11 protein-coding genes are annotated in these 19,603 nt (G+C 49.6%); 2 read left to right on the top strand and 9 right to left on the bottom strand.

The window, feature by feature from the left end; translation table 11 throughout:
• Positions 1–330 precede the first annotated feature (330 nt).
• From IMY23_RS16690 to IMY23_RS16680, 3 genes are all read right to left on the bottom strand, one after another.
• Complete coding sequence (locus IMY23_RS16690; protein ID WP_192823173.1) at positions 331–1,638, bottom strand: T9SS type A sorting domain-containing protein; 1,308 nt, start codon at positions 1,636–1,638, stop codon at positions 331–333.
• A gap of 720 nt (positions 1,639–2,358) precedes the next feature.
• On the bottom strand, positions 2,359–6,888 hold the full coding sequence (locus tag IMY23_RS16685) for a T9SS type A sorting domain-containing protein (RefSeq protein WP_192823172.1): 4,530 nt from the start codon (positions 6,886–6,888) through the stop codon (positions 2,359–2,361).
• A 321-nt stretch (positions 6,889–7,209) separates the two neighbouring features.
• The gene (locus IMY23_RS16680) at positions 7,210–8,208 is read right to left on the bottom strand and encodes a hypothetical protein (RefSeq protein ID WP_225986534.1); all 999 of its coding nucleotides are present in this window, start codon (positions 8,206–8,208) and stop codon (positions 7,210–7,212) included.
• A 238-nt stretch (positions 8,209–8,446) separates the two neighbouring features.
• Between IMY23_RS16680 and IMY23_RS16675 the strand changes: the two genes are divergently transcribed.
• Complete coding sequence (locus IMY23_RS16675) at positions 8,447–8,947, top strand: response regulator (protein ID WP_225986533.1); 501 nt, start codon at positions 8,447–8,449, stop codon at positions 8,945–8,947.
• Positions 8,948–9,869: 922 nt separating this feature from the next.
• Here the strand turns inward: IMY23_RS16675 and IMY23_RS16670 are convergent.
• From IMY23_RS16670 to dxs, 6 genes are all read right to left on the bottom strand, one after another.
• A complete protein-coding gene (locus IMY23_RS16670; protein ID WP_192823170.1) occupies positions 9,870–12,803 on the bottom strand; it encodes a glycosyl hydrolase in 2,934 nt (977 codons plus the stop codon).
• Between the two features lie 185 nt (positions 12,804–12,988).
• The gene (locus tag IMY23_RS16665) at positions 12,989–13,453 is read right to left on the bottom strand and encodes a hypothetical protein (protein WP_192823169.1); all 465 of its coding nucleotides are present in this window, start codon (positions 13,451–13,453) and stop codon (positions 12,989–12,991) included.
• 539 nt (positions 13,454–13,992) lie between these two features.
• Complete coding sequence (locus tag IMY23_RS16660; RefSeq protein ID WP_192823168.1) at positions 13,993–14,808, bottom strand: alpha/beta fold hydrolase; 816 nt, start codon at positions 14,806–14,808, stop codon at positions 13,993–13,995.
• A 103-nt stretch (positions 14,809–14,911) separates the two neighbouring features.
• Positions 14,912–15,265: a hypothetical protein gene (locus IMY23_RS16655; protein WP_192823167.1), complete on the bottom strand. Its 354-nt coding sequence runs from the start codon at positions 15,263–15,265 to the stop codon at positions 14,912–14,914.
• 180 nt (positions 15,266–15,445) lie between these two features.
• Complete coding sequence (locus IMY23_RS16650) at positions 15,446–15,961, bottom strand: hypothetical protein (protein ID WP_192823166.1); 516 nt, start codon at positions 15,959–15,961, stop codon at positions 15,446–15,448.
• A gap of 166 nt (positions 15,962–16,127) precedes the next feature.
• Positions 16,128–18,044 carry a 1-deoxy-D-xylulose-5-phosphate synthase gene (gene dxs, locus IMY23_RS16645; RefSeq protein ID WP_192823165.1) on the bottom strand — a complete coding sequence of 639 codons (1,917 nt, stop codon included), beginning with the start codon at positions 18,042–18,044 and terminating at the stop codon, positions 16,128–16,130.
• A 331-nt stretch (positions 18,045–18,375) separates the two neighbouring features.
• Here dxs and IMY23_RS16640 point away from each other — a divergent pair, with 331 nt between their 5' ends.
• Entirely contained in the window at positions 18,376–19,191 is an 816-nt protein-coding gene (locus IMY23_RS16640; protein ID WP_192823164.1) for a hypothetical protein, read from the top strand.
• The last annotated feature ends 412 nt before the right edge of the window (positions 19,192–19,603 follow it).

The raw sequence follows: 19,603 nt of genomic DNA, 5'->3' as shown, positions 1-19,603 counted from the left end.
ATAGATGTAAAATAGCACTAGAAGTATTACCTGTAGGTAATCTTATGTATATGAAACTGTTACTAGTAATCAATTGCGCTCCTGCCCCGTTCTCCCTGCTTGCATACTGTGGAGGCAGCCATTTTGAGTAACTTACATTTTTTTAATAAGCTACAGGCTAATAAAAACAATTTTTTCAAAGAACACAACCTTCTTAAGTTAAATAATCAAAAGTCGATAACCAGACTTACCTTGTTTCAGGTTAAGGGAAAGTCAAATACTTACCAAAAGCGCATAAAAAAAGGCCTCAACTTGAGGCCTTTTTTTATGCGCTTTAAGAAAAAGCAGTACTTATTGTTTTACTACTCTTCTTACAATTTTTCCTTCTGGTGTGTTGATCATCACCAGGTAAGTTCCGGCGGCTAAACCAGTAAAGTCAAGTGAAGATCCGTTGCTCACCGCAGACTGACGGAACAATACGCTCTTACCAGCCAAATCCGTTACCTGGATTTTGGTGTTTCTACGCAGAGACTCTGGCAACTCCAAGGTCACCACGCCTGAGGTAGGAACTGGGTAAGCTACTACTGCCTGCGCTTCGGCGTCATTACGAATACCAGTGATGACGTCATCCATGGTGATGTAACGATACACGTTTCCATTGGTATCTCCACTGGCAATGTAAGCTGTGTCATAACCTTCGGTCAAAGACAGGCCACGAATGTCATTCGCGCCAATCTCAGTCAATTCCTGTGACCAGTTACGGGCCAGGTTGGTTTCATCTCTGAAATGCAACTTAGGACGAGAAGAAGCAGTGCCGAAAGTCACATAATATAATTTACCAAAACGACCAGCCCAGATAGCGTTAGAGGCGGCACCGTTTTCAATATCACCAACGTGCGTCCAGTTTACCATGTCTGTGCTGGTATACTTTTCAATATAGGTGATAGGATCAGCATACGGGATGTACAAGGTCTTGCCGTCACGGGAGATAGCCGTGCTACGTACTACCGCGCCAGCTACTCTGTTACGAGGCGTGAAGGCAGTCTCAGCCATTACAGTCTCAAACGTAGCTGGGTTGGTGGTGCTTTGTCTGATGATGTACTGCTTGTTTTGGGTTACGCTGGAAATAAAGATATTTCCGTTAGCGTCTGAGCTAGGGGCGGCAATGTTAGCGGCAGGCGATACCCAACGCGCTATAGGAGCACCCGTTATATGATTCAATTTCCACAGGGTGTTACCAGCGGCTATCAGAATGTGGCCGTCATGGGCAAGGGCTAAGCCACGGCCTCCGGTAACAGTCTCATTGGTGTTAGCAGCAGTTGTGAAAATAGCTGATACGTGTGCTTGGGTAAGACCCGCGCCAGGCGCGGCCGCATACGTCAAATCTGGGCTGGTCAGTCTGTATTCAGTACCATCTGGGTTGGCTACATAGAAACCCAAGGCATTGCTGCTGGTCCAAACGCGGCCAGCGGGGTCTGTTACCACACCTTGTGAAATGGAAGAGTGCGCACCTTTGATAAAGAATCCGTTACCAACGCCGTTTTCATCGTCATTCAAATACGTTGGCGGGTTCACGCCTTGGGCCACAGCAGTGTTGTTGAACACAACTGTTCCTAGCGCCAGTACTGAGAAGGCTAGTGTTTGTAAAGTTTTTTTCATGTAAGTAAGGTTAGGTTTAAAGGATTAGGTTCACTGAAAGCCAAGTCTGCCGTTGACTGAAATGGCCACCACAACTTTGTGGCTGATACTCTTTCTGGAACTAACTGTTCCAAGGTTTGAACATGCAAAATAGAGATTATGAAATAAAAAGCAAAATTAAATACTCTTCTTAATAAATATTAAAGATGCGGATACCTAAGAAAGGTCAACTCTAGTTAAACAAGAAACACCACTTCCTACCAATTAGAAGCACTTAAATAGCTACTTCACTTCCTGAAGGACCCTTCCAAGAGACAGAAGGTTGCATGCAGCCTTTCCGTTTTTGGGCTCATTTCTGGAATTGGGCCCGAAAACGGAAATAAGTATCTCTCTTAGTTGAACCCGCCACCGTCTTTGGTTGACATCAAGTTGTTGCCTGTGAAGGCTTGTTCTACCACACTTTCCTTTAGGCGACATCATTTCAAAAAGTGATTACTTACACTGCCCGGCAGAGACAACCCTAGGCCTGTTTTCGGGCTCATTTCTGAAAACGAGGCCAAAAACGGAACGCCCAGCCAGACCAGACTTTCCTTGTTATGCAATTACTGGTTGTTCTCACTGGCTTCTGGTGGCCGTTAAGGCAAGGTTAGTTGCGTTGCTATTCTATACAAAACAGAAGCGCCGCAAGCAAAAAAAGGGAGCCCGTTGGGGCTCCCTTTTCAATTCAGGCAAATCAGCGGATTAGCGTTTCACTACTCTTTTGACAATTCTGCCTTCTGGCGTGTGAAGAATTACCAGGTATACGCCGGCTGGTTGCGTGGTCAGATCTAAATCCAACACATCGCTTCCTTGGGCTTCCTGGGTAGAAATGGTGCGTCCGGCTAAGTCAGTGATCTGTACGCGGGTGGCTTTGCGCACAGAAGCTGGCATTTTCAGGTGCAGCATACCTTCCGTAGGTACCGGGTAGAGTTCTACCTGCTTGGCTATTTCATCATTTCTGACGCTTGTTAACGATACCTGCGTATCTGCAGAGACAGCGCTACAGCCATTCACTCTTACTTCTACTTTGTACATGCCTGAACGGCCAATGGTCAGAACGCGGGCAGTACCTGCTGGGGCCGCTACAGCGGTTCCGTTGAAATACCACTGGTAGGCATCTCCCTCAGAAGCGGTTAAGGTTCCGTTAGAAGTTCCCTGGGTCAAAGCAATAGTAGGCACTGGGGCGGTGGTGACGGTAATGTCCTGCGGCACGGTGTAGGTCAAGGCTGGGTTCTCCAACATCAGACGAAGTCTGTAGCCGGCTCCATTCTCTACCTGCGGTACGGTTAAGGTTACGTTGCCTGCGCCGTTGGTAGTGTAGGTGCCCACGGTTCTGGCGGCGGCAAAGCTGCCCGCTTTGTCAGACATTTCTACCGTTACTCTGGTAGCTCCAGCGGCACCCATGGCGTAGATTGGCAAGACTACCGTTTCACCGGAGCAGAACTGCACATCTGTCAGGGCTGGGGTAGACGCGAATCTCACATCATTCACGGTGCGTGGCATAATGTAATAACCTGCGGTGAAAGGCGACGTGGCATCTGATTGCATCACAATACCATCTATCTGAATTTCGCCGCCTGGGGCTGCTACGTTGTATAGCGGTGAGTTGCTCGGGATCATGACATCATACGTCTCAGTGCCTTGCATTACCTGCACGGTAAAGCCGCCGGCGCCCTGACCAGTGGTCCAGGCAGCAGGGTTCACCAAGGTTACTTTCTCCAGACGTACAGGCATGGCCTCGTTGGCTTCGGTCAAGGCAGTGGTTATTACGGTTGGTGCCGCTACTGTACCACCGGTACCTATCACTTTAATATAGTCCACATCTAAGCGCAGCATGCCGTTGGTTTGAACCAAAGTACCCAGGACTTCAATGGTATTACCCAAAGTTGGAGTGTAGACAATGCCAGCAGTAGTTGGCTTGAACACCTGAATGGCGCTTCCGTTTTCTGTCATGATGAAGTTGAATCCAGTAGAGGCCATATTGGTGGTGCTTACCACGCCGTTCAACCGCACGTATTCACCCACTTTTTCAGCCACGCCCTGCGCATTGACTGGTCTTACCTGGGCAATGGTGTAATTGGTAGGCGTTTGGGCAATGTACCTGTAGATGTTTCCGGAGAAAGCAGACCCTACATATACCGTGTCAAAATTAGGTGAGAAAGCAAGGCCTCTAAGATCTATAGTTCCATTGGCATGCACATCTACCACTTCTGGCAAAGCCATAGCCCATGAACGGGCGGGAGTACCAAGATCGTGGAAATTTAACATGGCAGGTGCGCCATTGCCCGTTTGTGAAACAGTAAAGAAGCGGGTATCATCAATTGGCCGCGACACCCTGGTAATGTTAGTGAACGTCACTGGTGTTCCAGCTTCCCACTGGCCTGCGCTATTTCTAACGTTTAGGCTCAGGGTGGAGTTCTCACTTGAGTAGAAAATAGTGTTGCCGCTAGGTGAAATAGCTGAGGAACGGGTGGCAAAACCAACTCTGCTCGGAAGCAAGAAATCATCTTCCAGCACATCAAACGTGGTGGGGTCAGTGCTGCTTTGTTTCACTATGAAGCTTCTGTTCACAGTAACACCACCAAAATAGATTCTACCGTCTGCCGTAGATGTAAGACCCGCAACTGCTACTGGTGCCACATACCGCGCCAAAGGCTCACCGGTAATAGCGTCTAGTTTGTAGAGAATGCTTGAATTGACAAGCACCAAAATATTGCCGTCATGGGCCCTGCCAATACCAGTCACATTTATAGCATTATCTGTGAAGGTCTTGAATTTGATTTGTTTGATAAATGATTTGTCAACGGCTGGGTCTGTAGCGGTAACTAAATTGCTGCTGGTTAACTCATATAGAGTGTTATCTGGGTTCCGCACGGCAATTCCTTTGGTATAATAAGCTACCCAAAGCTTGCTTTGCTTGTCAACGGCCATACTCTGTATGTCTACAATACCCGTGTTATTTGAGAAGAATTTCAAACACTCACCCGTCACTGGGTCTCTCTCAAGACAGTCACGCTTATAGGTAGGCAAAATTTCACTGGTAAGTACTGTTACTGCAGTTACGTCAGAGGTTCCCTGGCAACCGCCTGCGGCACCAACTCTTACAGAGTAGCGTCCGGTTTCAGTGGCGGTATAAGTACGTTCTGTGGCAGCTCCAATAGCTACGCCATTCCGGAACCACTGGTAAGCGCTCCCTTCAGAGGCGGTCAAAGTATTTCCAACTTGAGAAACAGTGGCTACCGCGGTAGTGATGCTGAAGCTTTCTGGTAGCAGTGTGGTCAACGCCGGGTCATCTAGAACCAAGCGAATACGATACCCGGTACCATTGGCTACCTGTGGCACGGTCACGGCTGCGTTGCCGTTGCCCTGGCCGGTGTAGGTGCCAATCACTCTTGGGGTGGCAAAGCTGCCCGCAGCATCAGACATTTCAACGGTTACCGTAGAGGTAGAAGAATTACCCATGGCATACACTGGCAAGCTGATGGCTTCCCCTGGGCACCACTCTCTGTCAGCCAGCGCACCGGCAGAAACGTATTTCACGTCTTGCACGCTGGTGGCTATAATATAATACCCTGAGGTGAACGGCGCATCTTCTTTAGACTGCACTACAAACCCGCTTATTTCTAACTCACCCGTTGGGGCGGGCATGCTGTACAAAGGTGATGTGCTGGGAATGTACACCATATAGGTTTCTGTTCCCTGACGTACCTGTACCCCAAAACCACCTTCGCCTTGGCCAGTAGTCCACTGCGCTGGGTCTACTAACTTCACGGCTCCCTGCAGGCGCACTTTCATGCCTTCAGAAGATTCATCTAGGGTAGTCACTGCCTTGGCGGCCATCAATGGCTGGTTACCGGCAATTAACCTAATGGAGTCTACCTCTACTCTGAGTGAGCCTTTGTTTTGCACCAGCTTGCCCATTACGGCAATACTATCGCCTAACGCCGGGGCATAAGTCATTGCCCCTTTGTCGGCTTTAAACACTTGTATGGCACCGTCATTTTTAGCCGCCAGGAAGAAGTTGTAGTCCCCGCCAGCAATGCTAGCGCTTTGTACAACGCCATGTAAACGCACATTCTCGTTCACATTGGCCTCTACCCCGTCTGAGTTGGCAGAGCGAGTTTCTGCAATTCTGTAGTTCTGAGGCCCAGTGGCCCCAAACCTATAAATTCTGCCAGTCTGGGCAGAAATCATGTACACGGTATCTCTTCCAGATTTGATGTCCATGCCTCTCACGTCTGCTGTAGCCGTAGATGGGTTCAAATAAGGAAGTGTATAACTCCAGGAAAGCTTAGGGTTGACCTGGTCAAACATGGAGAACTTGAAGGGATTGGTTGCCCCAAAAGCTGTCCAGCTCACCACATACACACGGCCGTCTGGCTCTGCTTGAATGGTGTTGCTGAAGCCGGGAAGCGTTATTTTCTCTGCAAAGGTCCAATCAAGGCCATTTGTACTAGAGAACTTGACCATCGCCTGTTCAGTGCTGGCAAAAGGAATGTAGATGTTTTTACCATCTGGGCTGATAGTGGCCGTTCTAATAGTTGGGTTTCCGGCAGTAACGGTGCGTTCTGGCAAAACAAAGGCTGCTTTCACCTCCTGCATTTTGTCTTGCCCGGGAACCACCTTAACAATCCAGTTCAGGTTAGGACTAACGGCAGACACGAAGATGTTTCCGTTCACATCATCTGATGGAGATCCAACGGCTACTGCAGCTGCTGGGGTTACGGCCTCATTTAGCGTTTCATAGTAGGCAATGGGCTCTCCCGTCTGGTAATTAATTTTAACAATCTTATTTCCATCCGCCACAACCAGAATGTTTCCGTCTTGTGATGTTCTGATTCCTCTTCCAAGTCCAAGACTAATGGTTTTTGCTGGATTACTGAAAATAACGGCACTCATATAGGGAGCAGCCGTGGTTCCACTGTACGTAAACTTAGCTGTGTTCTCTGCAAACCGGAAGACAGTTCCATTAGGATTGTGAATGACAATACCGCTGGTGGTGCTTGCTTGGTTAGAGATTGACCAGACTTTGCCATCTGGGGCCACGGCCACTCCTTGCCCTGTGGCACCATTGTTTGCCGAGAAGTACGGAGTACCACTACTTGGGGGTGCAAGCACAACGGGTGCATTCACATACGTAGGCGGCACAGCCTGCGCGTGTACCAGACTTGTGCCCATGAGACACAGAGCCCCGGCCATGAGCCATCGGTTAAGAGGTAGTTTTTTTGTCATGTTAGATTGGTTAAATGAAAGAATAAAAAGCCTGTTGCCACCGCAACAACATATAAAAACCCAGCGTGGCATGAGAACACCCCAAACTGGACACTAAATGAACTAGTGATAGGGCCGCCTTTGATTGGCCAGCCGGTAAGCGCTCTTAAGATAGCCGCTCCTTTCTCTCGTAAGGCAGTACTGTGGGGATTCCCTGCCAAGGCAACTGCCTTTCCAACCTATCTTAAAAAAAAGATAATGCCTTAGTAATCTGCGCTGTCTCACAACTACCAGATTCCTAAGGCACTAAATCTACACTAATTTATATAATAAAAAAAATTATTATTGGTATTGAATGTATACAGGCTTGGGGTCTAACTTTAGAATATCTTCAGGGGCGTACAGTTTCCAGCCGGGTTTCTTGGTGTCATTGTTATAGAAGATCTTGAATCCGGTGAACTGCACGGGCTCTTTCTTGATGTAGGCGTTGTAGGTACTCTTCTTGAGCACGCGGTCGCCCCAGCCGTCCATGTGCATGACAATCTGCACCTCTGGCCTGATCTTGATGTCTTTGTAATTGGTGACCATGCGTTGCGTGAACCGGTGAATCACCAGAATCTTGGGCGGCAGGTTGTAGCGTTTGGCAATGTCTGCCAACACCGAGGTGGCGTAGTTAATGTCTTTGGCGTCTACGGTGCCAATCTTGCGGCCGGGCACAGCCCCAGCTTTCATGGCGAACTCCGGGTCAATGCCCAGGTGTACCTGCGGCAGCTTCAGCCATTTCTCCAACCGGGGAATTTCTTTCTCAAAGGTGCTCTGCCCAATCTGTATGTCCAGGAACACAATGGCGTCTCTGCGCTTGGCCCAGGAAATCACAGAATCGGCAACGTGGTCACTCATGCGCAGGCTGTAGGTGTTGCCTTTGCCGGGTTTGCCTTGGGCGGTGAGCACAATCACGTGCAGGGCGGGCTGTACCGGGGTGGCGGGGTCTGCCTTTTCCCAGTTCTTGACCTCCTGGTCTAAGCGGGCCAGCATTTTATCTGGCGGAAGTTCGCCCAGGATACCCATGCGCTTTGACAGCGGATTGCCATAATAGGCCACAACGCGCTTGTGCGGCAGAATAGCGCCTTTGGCGGTCTCAACGGTGGCGGGGGTTGCCTTGGTGGTATCTGCAACTGTTGCTGGGCTGACTGCGGCACTGGTATCTTGCAGGGCCACGGTTTGCACACTTGCCTGGTTGGCAGGCGCGGTGGCTTCTTTTTTCACTCCCTCGGCCCCGCAACCGGTGGTTGCCAGGGTGGTCCCAACCAGCAGCGCCGTCGCGAGCTGGTTCCATGTCATCATCCTTCTGTTCATACGTTTCCTGTGTTTCCTCCCGACCTTATTAGGCGGTACGCTATTTTGTTGGAAGATACTTTTTTCTTGTCTATCGCCCCAGTTTCTGCGGGTAAATATTCTAAACTAGCCTTTTTACTCTCCTGTTGCCGCCGTTGGTGTTCACTCTTTCACGCCCCGCCCGTATAGCAATACCGCGACCACAGACTGCTGCGGCATAAAGGCGAACGCTTCTAGAGAAGACATGCCAGCCCTAGCCCTGCAATGTCTATCTTTGCCGCAAACCTACTACCACCAACCTGAGAAGACTATGGAAATGCTGCAACGCATTCTGCTGATAGATGACGACGAGATCACCAATTACATGAACATGCGCGTGTTGAACAAGGCCGAAATTGTGAAACACATTGACGTAGTCACCGACGGGCAGGCGGCGCTCAATTACCTGGCCAGCCCCGCCCACCTAAATGCCGCCCAACCCCTGGACCTTATTCTGGTGGACATTAAAATGTCTGGCATGGACGGCTTCGATTTCCTGGAGCATTACCAGCATCTGCCGGAGACCCAGAAAGCCAAAAAACTGTTCGCGCTTTCTTCGTCGGCCAGCTTCTATGACCTGCACCGCCTCAAGGAATTTCAAGATGTAGACGGTCACCTTTCCAAGCCCCTCACCCAGGCAGACGCCCTGGCCCTGGTGAAGGAACACTTCGGGGATGGCGCTCCAGAGGAAGCATCAGATTTGTAGTAACGTTCTACTGCCGTAACAAAAAACCTGTTTTGGGGCTCATTTCTGAAAATGAGCCCCAAAACAGGTTTTTTGTTTGATAAGAAACTTCAGCGTTCCGTTCATGACAACACGCATTTCATCCCCATTTGCAAGCGGGTAGAGAGATGATAAAGCTGTGAAAAAAACTGCCGCAAGTTTAGCACCAGCGTAACTTGTGGTAAAAAACTTGGTCGGTTTAACAACTGACGTAAGTTTATAAACTTACAACTTGTAAAACCATAAGTTACGCTAGCGCTAAACTTGCGGTAGGGAAAGATAAAAAAGTAATTATATCCCTCGGGCTGTCCCCTGACAGACCGAAAGAATCCGGCCTGAAACTACCTTAATTGGTTGGCTTGTCAGGGGGGACAAGTAAGGACAGAAAAATCATCCCCCTACCCCCTTCAAAGGGGGACGAAATGCGTACTAAGTCATCCTTGATCCAAAAAACCATGCTGTTGGGAGTAGCTAACCCTCCGCTGTTGGGAGTGTTTAGCGGAGCGTCACTCCCAACCACTTGTGATGGGTAGTCTCTGACTACCCTCGCTGAGAAACAGCGAAGACACGCATGGCTATTTCTTTGCCTACCCATCTAAGAAGCTACCTTGTGGCTGGACAGTTTCTTGAAAAACGTCTGGATTCAGTTTTTTTTTGGAGTGTTAGCGTAAACATCTCCATTGCGTAATTTCGCCGCTGCGCAGCGAGGGTAGTCAGAGACTACCCAATACATGTCGTCGGGAGTGACGCTGCGCTAAACACTCCCAACAGCAAGGAAAATGGGCACGAAGCTGCCTATACAGCAAAAATCATATACAAAAAGCATACAAAAAAACCCTTCCGTTTTCGGGCTCATTTTCAGAAATGAGCCCGAAAACGGAAGGGTTTTTAGAAGGCAGAAATCCTATTCGCGGCCGCGGCGTTCTGGGGCCCTTAGCGTGAATTCCTGGGTGGACTTGGTGCCGTTGGCTTCTACTTCAATGATGTATTTGCCAGGCCGCAGGTAAAGTTTCTCGTCCATAGACGGAGTTACTTTCACGGGGTCACCAGCTTTACGGCCTTCGTTGAGGGCACGTTCATACGCTGAAGAATTAGTGGCATCTACCGTTAAATCATAGCCCACGTAGTTCATGCCGCGCTCGCTCTGGTCTTTGGTTTCCTTGAGCACCTGGCCTTTGTCGGTTTTTATGCGCACGGTGGTGGTACCGGCGGTGTTCACGTAAAACGGAATAGTCATGCCCGGCTGGAACGCATCATTCCAGGCCCCGAAGCGCTGTCCCCAACGGTCTGAATACTGCGGCGCGGTCACCTGGAACACATGCACGGCTTTGCTTTGCACGGCAGGCGTGAGTTGTTGCACATGCGTTAAATTCCCGATGTACAATGACCGGCCGTGCGTGCCCACCACCAAATCATTTTCTCTAGGGTGAATCGCCAAATCATGCACCGCCACACTTGGCAAGGCATCCCCGCCAAACGCCTGGAACGACTGCCCTTTGTCAAAGGACACGTACAAACCGTTGTCTGAGCCTACGTAGAGCAGATTCGGGTTTTTAGGGTCTTCTTTTACTACGTTCAAAGGCTCTTTGGGCAAGCTGGTGCCAATGCGCTTCCAGGTCTTTCCGTAGTCATTGGAGACAAACAGATACGGCGTAAAATCATCCCAACGGTAGCCGTTCAGAGTGGCGTACACGGTGCCTTCGTTTTCCACAGAGGCCGAAATACTGCTCACCCACAGGTTCTCCGGCAGTTTGTCTACAATCTTTGTCCAAGTATAGCCGCCGTCTCTTGAAACGTGAATCAAGCCATCATCTGAGCCCGTGTACAGCAACCCGAAACGCTTGGGAGATTCCTCAATCACCGTCAAGGTTCCATAGCCCACATCGCCCACGCGGCCACCTTTGGTCAGGTCACCAGACAAAGCTTCCATGTTCTCGCCTTTGTTCAGAGAGCGGTGGAATTTGTTAGAGCCGAAGTACAGCACATCTTGGTTATGCCGTGATAGTAGAATGGGACTTTCCCAGTTGAACCGCAATGGGCGTTCACCCAAGTTATGCTTCGGTTGAATAGACAAACGCTGACCGGTGGCTTTGTTCAGCCTGAAATACGCGCCGTACTGAGAGCCGGTGTACACCGTGTTGTTGTCTCTAAAATCTACCTGCACCATCATACCGTCGCCGCCGCCCAAACGCTGGTACGGGTACCGACCATTATCCGTCCAGGCTTGGCTGGCTTGGTACGTGCTGGGCCCGCCCCACACGCCGTTGTCTTGCAGGCCGCCATATACGTTGTAAGGGGTGGCCATGTCAACGGCCACGGAATAGAACTGACCTACGGCTGGTGTATTGGCTTTAAACCAGGTTTTCCCATCGTCATACGTGATGTTGATACCACCATCGTTGCCGTTGACCAGGTGGCCGGGTTTGGTGGCGTTCACCCATAAATCCTGGTGGTCTGAGTGTACGTTGGGCCCGCCAATCTCTTTCCAGGTTTTACCGGCATCTTCAGATTTCAGCAAGGGCACTCCCAGAATATACACGTGGTCTGGGTTCATGGGCGACACCCTGATTACCCCGAAATAGTAGCCGTAGGTATAGTACAGATCATCAATATAGCCCGTGTGGGTTTTCTTCCAGGTCTGGCCACCATCATCTGAGCGGTACACCTGCGCGCCCGTCACCGGCGTCTCAATCATAGCACTGTTGGCATCTACCATAAAATCTGACAGCGCCACCGGTCTGATTTTGTCAGTGGACACCATTTCCTTCACAGATTTGGCCGTGTACTGGCGCGGGAAGTTATTGTCGTCTAAGAACGCGTTAATAGTGGCGTCTTCCAGCTTCAGGAAATCTTCTTTGGTGAAGTCTTTGAACTGCTCTTTGCGCAGACGGTTGCCGGCTGTGGGCGTGGCTTTCACATCTGAGCGCAAGTCTTGGTTATCAACGCTGGCGTAGAGAATCTTCGGGTTGCTGGGGAAAATGCTCAGGCCAATACGGCCAATGCCGTCGCTGCTGGGGAAACCCCCGCCTACTTTCTGCCAGGTCTCGCCGCCGTTGGTGCTTTTGTAGATGCCTGAGGTGTTGCCGCCTTCCACGAAGTTCCAGGCGCGGCGCTCGCGGTGCCACAGGCTGGCGTACACGTTGTTGGGGTTAGCCGGGTCTACCACTAAATCAACCGCGCCGGTGTTGTCGTTTCCGCCTTTGAGCACGTGTTTCCAGGTAGTACCGCCGTCGGTGGTTTTGTACACACCACGCTCAGGGTTCGCCGAGTACAAGTGACCCAACGCCGCTACCCATACCGTGTTAGGGTCTGTAGGGTGCTGAATAATGCGACCGATGTGGTGACTTTCCGGAAGGCCCTTGTTCTGCCAGGTTCGGCCGCCGTCGGTGCTGCGGTAAATACCCACGCCCGAGTAAGAAGAACGGGAGGAATTGCTTTCGCCGGTGCCCAGCCAGATGGAATTGGTTTTCCAGTCCACGGAGATATCACCAATTGTAATGACGGCTTCTTTGTCGAACAGCGGCTCAAAGGAGATACCGTTGTTTAGGGTGCGCCACAATCCGCCGGAGGCGTAGGCCACGTAAAACTGCGTGGGGTCATTGGGGTTCACATCTACATCTACCACGCGGCCGCTCATTACCGTTGGCCCCACATTGCGGAAAGGCACGTTGTTCACCAAGGAGTTCTGCTGGAGTTTCAGGCGCTGCTGGTAGCCGTCAAGGCGATCTTTGGCGGGCGTATGGGCGGGGACTTTCTCTTTGTTTTTCTGCTGGGCGATGGCCGGGAGACTCAACAGCCCCATCAGCATTAAGGGATAGAGTGGTTTGCGAAATTGCATATGTAGCGAAGGATTGTTTGTTAGAGGTGCGTTTGAAGTGCTGAAAATAGCGGAAAAATGCGAGCATCCGAAATAATTGCCCGCTCGCGGGTGCATCCTCAAACGGGCGTTAAAAAGAAAAGGCGTTTTAGGGCTCATTTCTGAAAACGAGCCCTAAAACGCCAACTTATATTTCTTTGAACTACTTACTGCACAGGGATCACCGGCACGGCTGCCTGCGCCGGCGAGGCTTGGGCGGGCGGTGTCACCATCAGGCTTGTCTTCACCAGCAATCCCAGACACCCAAGGCTCAACACCAAAGCGATCACGGCCCACACCTTCGGGCGGCGGGCCCGGGCCGGACGGCTGGACGTAGTGAACAACCCCAGCAGCGCCGCTACCCCGGTCACACCCATCGCCCACTGGCCCCATTGCTGGAACTGCGCTTGCTGCAGGTACCCGCCCCAAAGTTGGTCCTGCATCTCTGAAATGCTTTCCACCCTAGACACCAGGAAAAAGGCCAGCCCGGCTCCCGCCAGCACCAGCACCAGACCGGCTTTGATTAAACTGATATTAATGCGCACCAGGCCAAACCCCAACAACAACACCCCGAAGAGGCAAGCATACAAGGGCGCATAACTGAATATTTGCAGAAAGTAAAGTGTATTCATAAGACCGCGTAACGTTTTGGGGGATAAATGGATAGTGCATGAAATTGCGGTTAATACTAGTAATTAAATAGCAAAAACCCTATATCTAACCAAATTTACTGATGGTCAAGGTGTTTCATAACGGAAGATGCGGCGGAATAAATGAATGAAAAGGCGGCAGGCCGAAATAGAAAATAACTATTTTGGTTTGTAGGGACAGGTCGCGACCTGTCCTGAACGGTGGCCGAAGCAAGCAAACTCGCTAGACAAAGAAAAAGTTGCACCCCGCAGAAATGCGCGCATATCAGGAATACGTGAGGACAGGTCGCGACCTGTCCCTACATTTGTCTAGAATAGTTTTTCACCTGTATAAACACCCCAAGACAGAGCTACGCTCGTTGCTTCAAACTCGCGTTTGGGCAATCCTCAAGGGGAGAATTTGCGTTGAATTACGGCCTGTCTAGTTCGCCCACAAAATCTTTTCAAGATGACAAATTGAGAGATAGAACGAGAGGGAGATAGAGTCTTAAAGAAGTAAAAGCAAAAAATCCGAAGCAAGTTTAAAACCCACGCTCCTGCTTTTTCTGCTGGCTTCCGGCGAAGGTGAGGGTTTCTGAGAACTTGAGGATGGCTAGGCGCGTGGCGGCGGTTTTCTCAAAAATGCCCATGTGCCCCACGCCGCCCAGGAAATACACCATGCTGTTCTGCGGAAGATGGCATTGCTGCAGCACGGCTTCCAAGGGTACGGCGGCGTCTTCTTTTCCGGCCAAAAACAGTACAGGCAAGGCGGTGTCTTTCAAGACGTGCGTGCGGTCCTGGCGGTCGCGCATGGCTTTGAGGCAACCTGTGATGGTGGCCTGGGGCGTAGCTTTGCCAATAGCCTGCATTTTCTCAATGGCGGTTTTGCAGCTTTCACGGTTACCTTCGGCGAAGAGGGGCCCCACAAACGTTTCCATGAATTTCTCCACGCCGTGTTTTTCTATGAAGGAAATGGTTTTGTCGCGGCTTTCTTTCTTCTCTGCGGTGTCTGCCAGGGCGCTGGAATGGAACAGGCACAGCCCCAACAGCTGCTCTGGAAACTGCTCTGCAAACGCCAGGCTCACGTACCCGCCCATGGAATGCCCCACCAACAGAAACTTGTCTACGCCCAACGCCTGCAAGGTCTCCTGCACCTGCTGGGCCTGCGCTTCCATGGAAAAATCACCGGGGAGGGCGCTTTGCCCGTGGCCCGGCAAATCCAGGGCAATGATCCGGAAATGGTGCGTGAGCGGCTTCACGAAGTCGGTCCAGAGTTCTTTGCTTTCGCAGAAGCCGTGCAGGAAAACCAAGGTGGGGCCGGTGCCGGCGTCTGTATAGGCAAGTGGTGAATTGGTCATGGGAAATGCGTTTTAGGCTTCGTTTACGGAATGGAGGGCAAAAACAGCGGGAATAATTTGAAACGAAATGAAGCAACTTAAGTAAGGATAAACAATCTAAAAATCAATATAATGCTCTGTACTTTTCGCTTATTTTCATTAGATACTCCAAACCAGCATCAGTTATCCCATTCTGCAGGAATGACATATAAGTGCCAAAGGCTTTCTGATATTCCTCTTTATCAATTTTACCCTTTTTTTTCTCATACCAACTTATCCAACTTTGCAAATCAGAGCTTTTAAACTTCAAGAATCCAGTATGATCTACATTAACATTTGTGCCTGTCCAAGAATCAATTAAGTACAGGAAAGCAATATGTTCATGCTTTAGCTGATGTGCTTGCTTCTTACCTGCGGCAACAGAATCTAACACTGAAAAGTAGTATTTAAATTCTGTGTCTAAATCATCTTCTAACATGGTGGCACTAGCGCTTTTGCAAGAAACCATTAATATTAAAAGGACAATAAATGGGTAAATACGCTTCATTTATATAATTAATTTGATTCTGTTATTATCAAGTTTTCTACTGAAGGTTATATTACTAAAAACAGCCTAGAGATGGTACTAAATTAACTTCCATAGCCATTTCAAATCTAGTTAGCACGGTGACCAATAATGAATTTTAATTAAATAGCCGGCTTTAAAGGAAAACACCAACCCGGCATCTGACTCTTTAAAAAAAACCAGCGCATCTTTCACCCCGTTTTCTCTATCATCAAAATCTTCTTTGACGGACTTTTTGAACATCTTGGCGAAGGCAGCCATAGACATCTTATGGGTGAACCTGACCTTACCATACTCCAAAGCCAACTGACTTTCAGGGTTGAATTCTATTTCGTCAATGACATATTTTTCTTTCGCATTCCCTATAAAGGTGACTTGTTCATAGCAAAGCTCGTAGTAGGTGCCTTGTTCCACAGAATGGAATCCGCATTCATTGTTCGCTTTGACTACTTTTTTGGGCTTGCCAAGCTCGGCGGCAATCTCCTCCTTGCTTGCATCAAATTTCAAGCCTTTCAGGCGAAACAACTTAAAGTCTAGTTCTACTTTTTGGGCATAGCAATTGCCGAAACTTAAAGCGAACATGAATAGAATGCAGGAGAAAATTTTCATCAGCGAGTTGTGAAATACACTGTAAGAAAGCAAATTAAAACCAATTGAAAAGAATTACTGAGATTCCCGTTTTCGGCCTCATTTACCAAAACGAGCCCGAAAACAGAAAGGCCTCACAGGTTTTATAAACCTGTGAGGCCTCGCTCACTTCAATATCAAATCAAGCTTACACCCGTACTGCCACGCCCATTAACTCGCGCACGGCGCGCTCAATGCCGTCTGGGTCGAAGCCGCAGAGGCGGTGCAGTTCCAGTTGGGAACCGTGTTCTACAATGGTGTCCGGAATGCCCAGGCGTTTCACTTGGGCGGTGTAGCCGTGGTCGGCCATGAACTCTACCACTGCACTCCCGAAACCGCCTTGCAGGCAGCCGTCTTCAATGGTAATGACTTTCTCGTATTTTTGGAAGATTTGGTGCAGGAGTTGCTCGTCCAGGGGCTTCGCGAAGCGCATGTCATAGTGCCCCGGCCGCAGCCCATCTAATTTCAGGTTTTGGCAAACATCCACCACGTAATTGCCAATGTGCCCGATAGTGAGAATGGCTACTTCCTCGCCTTCCTGAATGGTGCGGCCTTTGCCCACTTCAATCAGTTCCAGCGGGGTGCGCCATTCGGGCATCACACCTTCGCCGCGCGGATAGCGTATGGTAAACGGCCCCATGCCGTCTTGGCTGGCCGTGAACATCAAATTACGCAATTCCTGCTCATTCATAGGACTGGAAACCACCATGTTAGGCAGACAGCGCATGTACGCAATGTCATAGTTTCCGTGGTGCGTCTGGCCATCGGCCCCGGCAAAACCAGCGCGGTCCAGCGGGAACACCACGTGCAGATTCTGCAGACAAACGTCATGCACCACTTGGTCATAGGCGCGCTGCATAAAGCTGGAATAAATGTTACAGAACGGTACCAAACCCTGCGTCGCCAAGCCCGCAGAGAACGTAACGGCGTGCTGTTCGGCAATGCCCACGTCAAACGCACGGTCTGGCATGGCCGCCATCATAATGTTCATGGAGGAACCACTAGGCATAGCCGGCGTCACACCCATGATTTTGGGGTTTTGCTCGGCCATCTCCAGCAGCGTATGCCCAAACACGTCTTGATATTTTGGGGCCTGCGGGGTGGTGTGGTGGACTTTATAGATTTCGCCGGTGAGTTTGTCAAACAGGCCGGGCGCGTGCCACTTGGTCTGCTCTTTCTCAGCTAAGGCATAACCCTTGCCTTTCACGGTCACGCAGTGCAGAATCTTCGGCCCAGGGATTTTCTTCAGGTCTTGCAGTACGCTGGCCATATGATTCACATCATGCCCGTCAATCGGCCCGAAGTATCTGAATTTCAGGCTTTCAAACAGGTTGCTATTCTTGAGCAGCGTGGCTTTGATGCCGCTTTCTACCTTGGAGGCAATCTGCTGCGCATTTGGCCCGAACTTGCTGATTTTACCCAGGATGTTCCAAAGCTCGTCACGGACTTTGTTGTAGGTGCGCGAGGTGGTGATGTCGGTTAAATATTCTTTGAGCGCGCCCACGTTGGGGTCAATGCTCATGCAGTTGTCGTTGAGAATGACCAGCAAATCTGCATCGGTGGAGCCGCCGTGGTTCAGGGCTTCAAACGCCATACCGGCGGTCATGGAACCATCGCCAATCACGGCAATGTGGTGCCGATCGTGCTCTTTCTTGTACTGCGAGGCCACAGCCATGCCCAGCGCCGCCGAAATGGAGGTACTGGAATGCCCCACGCCAAACGCATCATACTCGCTTTCTTTCCGTTTCGGGAAACCCGAAATCCCGTTCAGCTTGCGGTTGGTGTGGAAATTATCACGTCTTCCCGTCAGGATTTTGTGCCCGTAGGCCTGGTGCCCCACATCCCAGACCAACTGGTCATACGGCGTGTTGAACACGTAATGCAGCGCCACGGTCATCTCCACCACCCCCAGACTCGCCCCGAAGTGCCCGCCGTAGATAGACACGTTGTCTATGATAAACTGCCGTAATTCCTGGCATACCTGCAGCAACTGGTCTTCAGGCAGTTGGCGCAAATCTTCTGGCTTGTTTATCTTGGCCAGCAGTTCTCCGGGTTCAATGATCATAGGGGTGCGGGTTGGGTGATACGGTTGCAACAGCGTAACGTACTGAAAGTTTTTTACTATACGAAGTTACCGCCAGACAAAAGGCAAATTTACAGATTTTTTCTTAGCGTGAACTTTTGTGCCCACCGCAGGCTAATAGACTATGGATTGGTAACTGGTTTTGCGGGTAGTGTATTGCGTTTTGGGGCTCATTTTCAGAAATGAAGCCGAAAACGGAAAATTGGCTGATTGTGCAGCAAGTCTGGCGGAAGAAATAATATTCAAGAAACAATATATAATTTGGCTTTTACAGCTACATTTATAGCACTATAACCTTATCCTATAATTTTATATGAAAAAGCATTTACTGCCCTTATTAGCTTTCTTTTTACTTATGTGCAGCTGTGCAGACGATGCCGAGCTACCTGAGCCAGAAAAAAAATATTACCTGACCCGTAAAGTCTCAACAAGTGAATTCCCCGGTGGTCAAACGCTAACCATTGACCTAAGGTATAATTACAATGAAAAGAAGCAGCTAAGTTCTATCACTGGCACTAACCAAAGATCTGGTTCGGCTTCCAGTGCCATCAACATCCTTTATTCTTATGATGCCCAAGACCGCCTCGTGCGCATTCAATATTCGCCTGAGTTAATGTGGGACATCACTTACAACGAAAAAAATCAGGTAGATAAACAGATTCGTACTTCTAAGAACACAGACAACTCAACAGAAATACATTATTATAAAAATTCCTATAGTGCGTCAGGCCAACGTACCAGCTTACAAATGTGGAATATCATTGACGGAGCAGAGGTTCCAGGCCCTATCTATACCTATACGTACACCAACGGACAAGTAACATTCATGCACGGAGAGTTGCCTACTGGCGGCACCTATAATAATTACACGTTTGTCTATGATGACAAAAAAGTGCCTTTGCAGGGCATTTATCAATTATCTGTACCTACGTTGATAATGCAGGAGATTCCCCGTCAGATTTTAGCCGACCACAACCTGGTGGCACACTCAAAAACCGAAAACTACCAAGGCAACAACTATTCATTTGAGGCTACTTACCAATACAATGATGCAGGTTACCCGGTCTCTTCCATAAGATTATGGCATGAAGGGAGCATAGAGAGAATCAATTTCACCTATGAAAACTAAGCCTGCTTCAGTGAGGCGCCTTGTTGCCTCCTTCTCAACTAATAGCCATTAAAGCACATTTGCATTCGGGCGTAGTGTTCCCGTTTTCGGGCTCATTTCTGGAAACGGAGCCAAAAACGGGAAATTGATGATGGCTGGTTGCTGATAGTTTTCTTTACAATCAGCAACCAGCCATTAACCATTAAATATGCTGGCGCGAGTGTTTAGCGCAGCGGTCACCCGTGTCTATGGATGATGGGTAGTCTCCTGACTACCCTCGCTGCCCCAGCAACGACACTACGCATTTTAGATACTGACGCATATCGTCCCCCTTTGAAGGGGGTTGGGGGATGAAAAAGTCAGATGGAGAAGTAATCGGCTAAAAACTGCGACTAGTAAAAGTGAATCTCGGGAGAGTTTGTAATCACTCCTC

It is taken from the genome of Rufibacter sp. LB8 (assembly GCF_014876185.1).
Lineage (GTDB): Bacteria > Bacteroidota > Bacteroidia > Cytophagales > Hymenobacteraceae > Nibribacter.
This window is presented reverse-complemented; position numbering and strand designations above follow the sequence as displayed.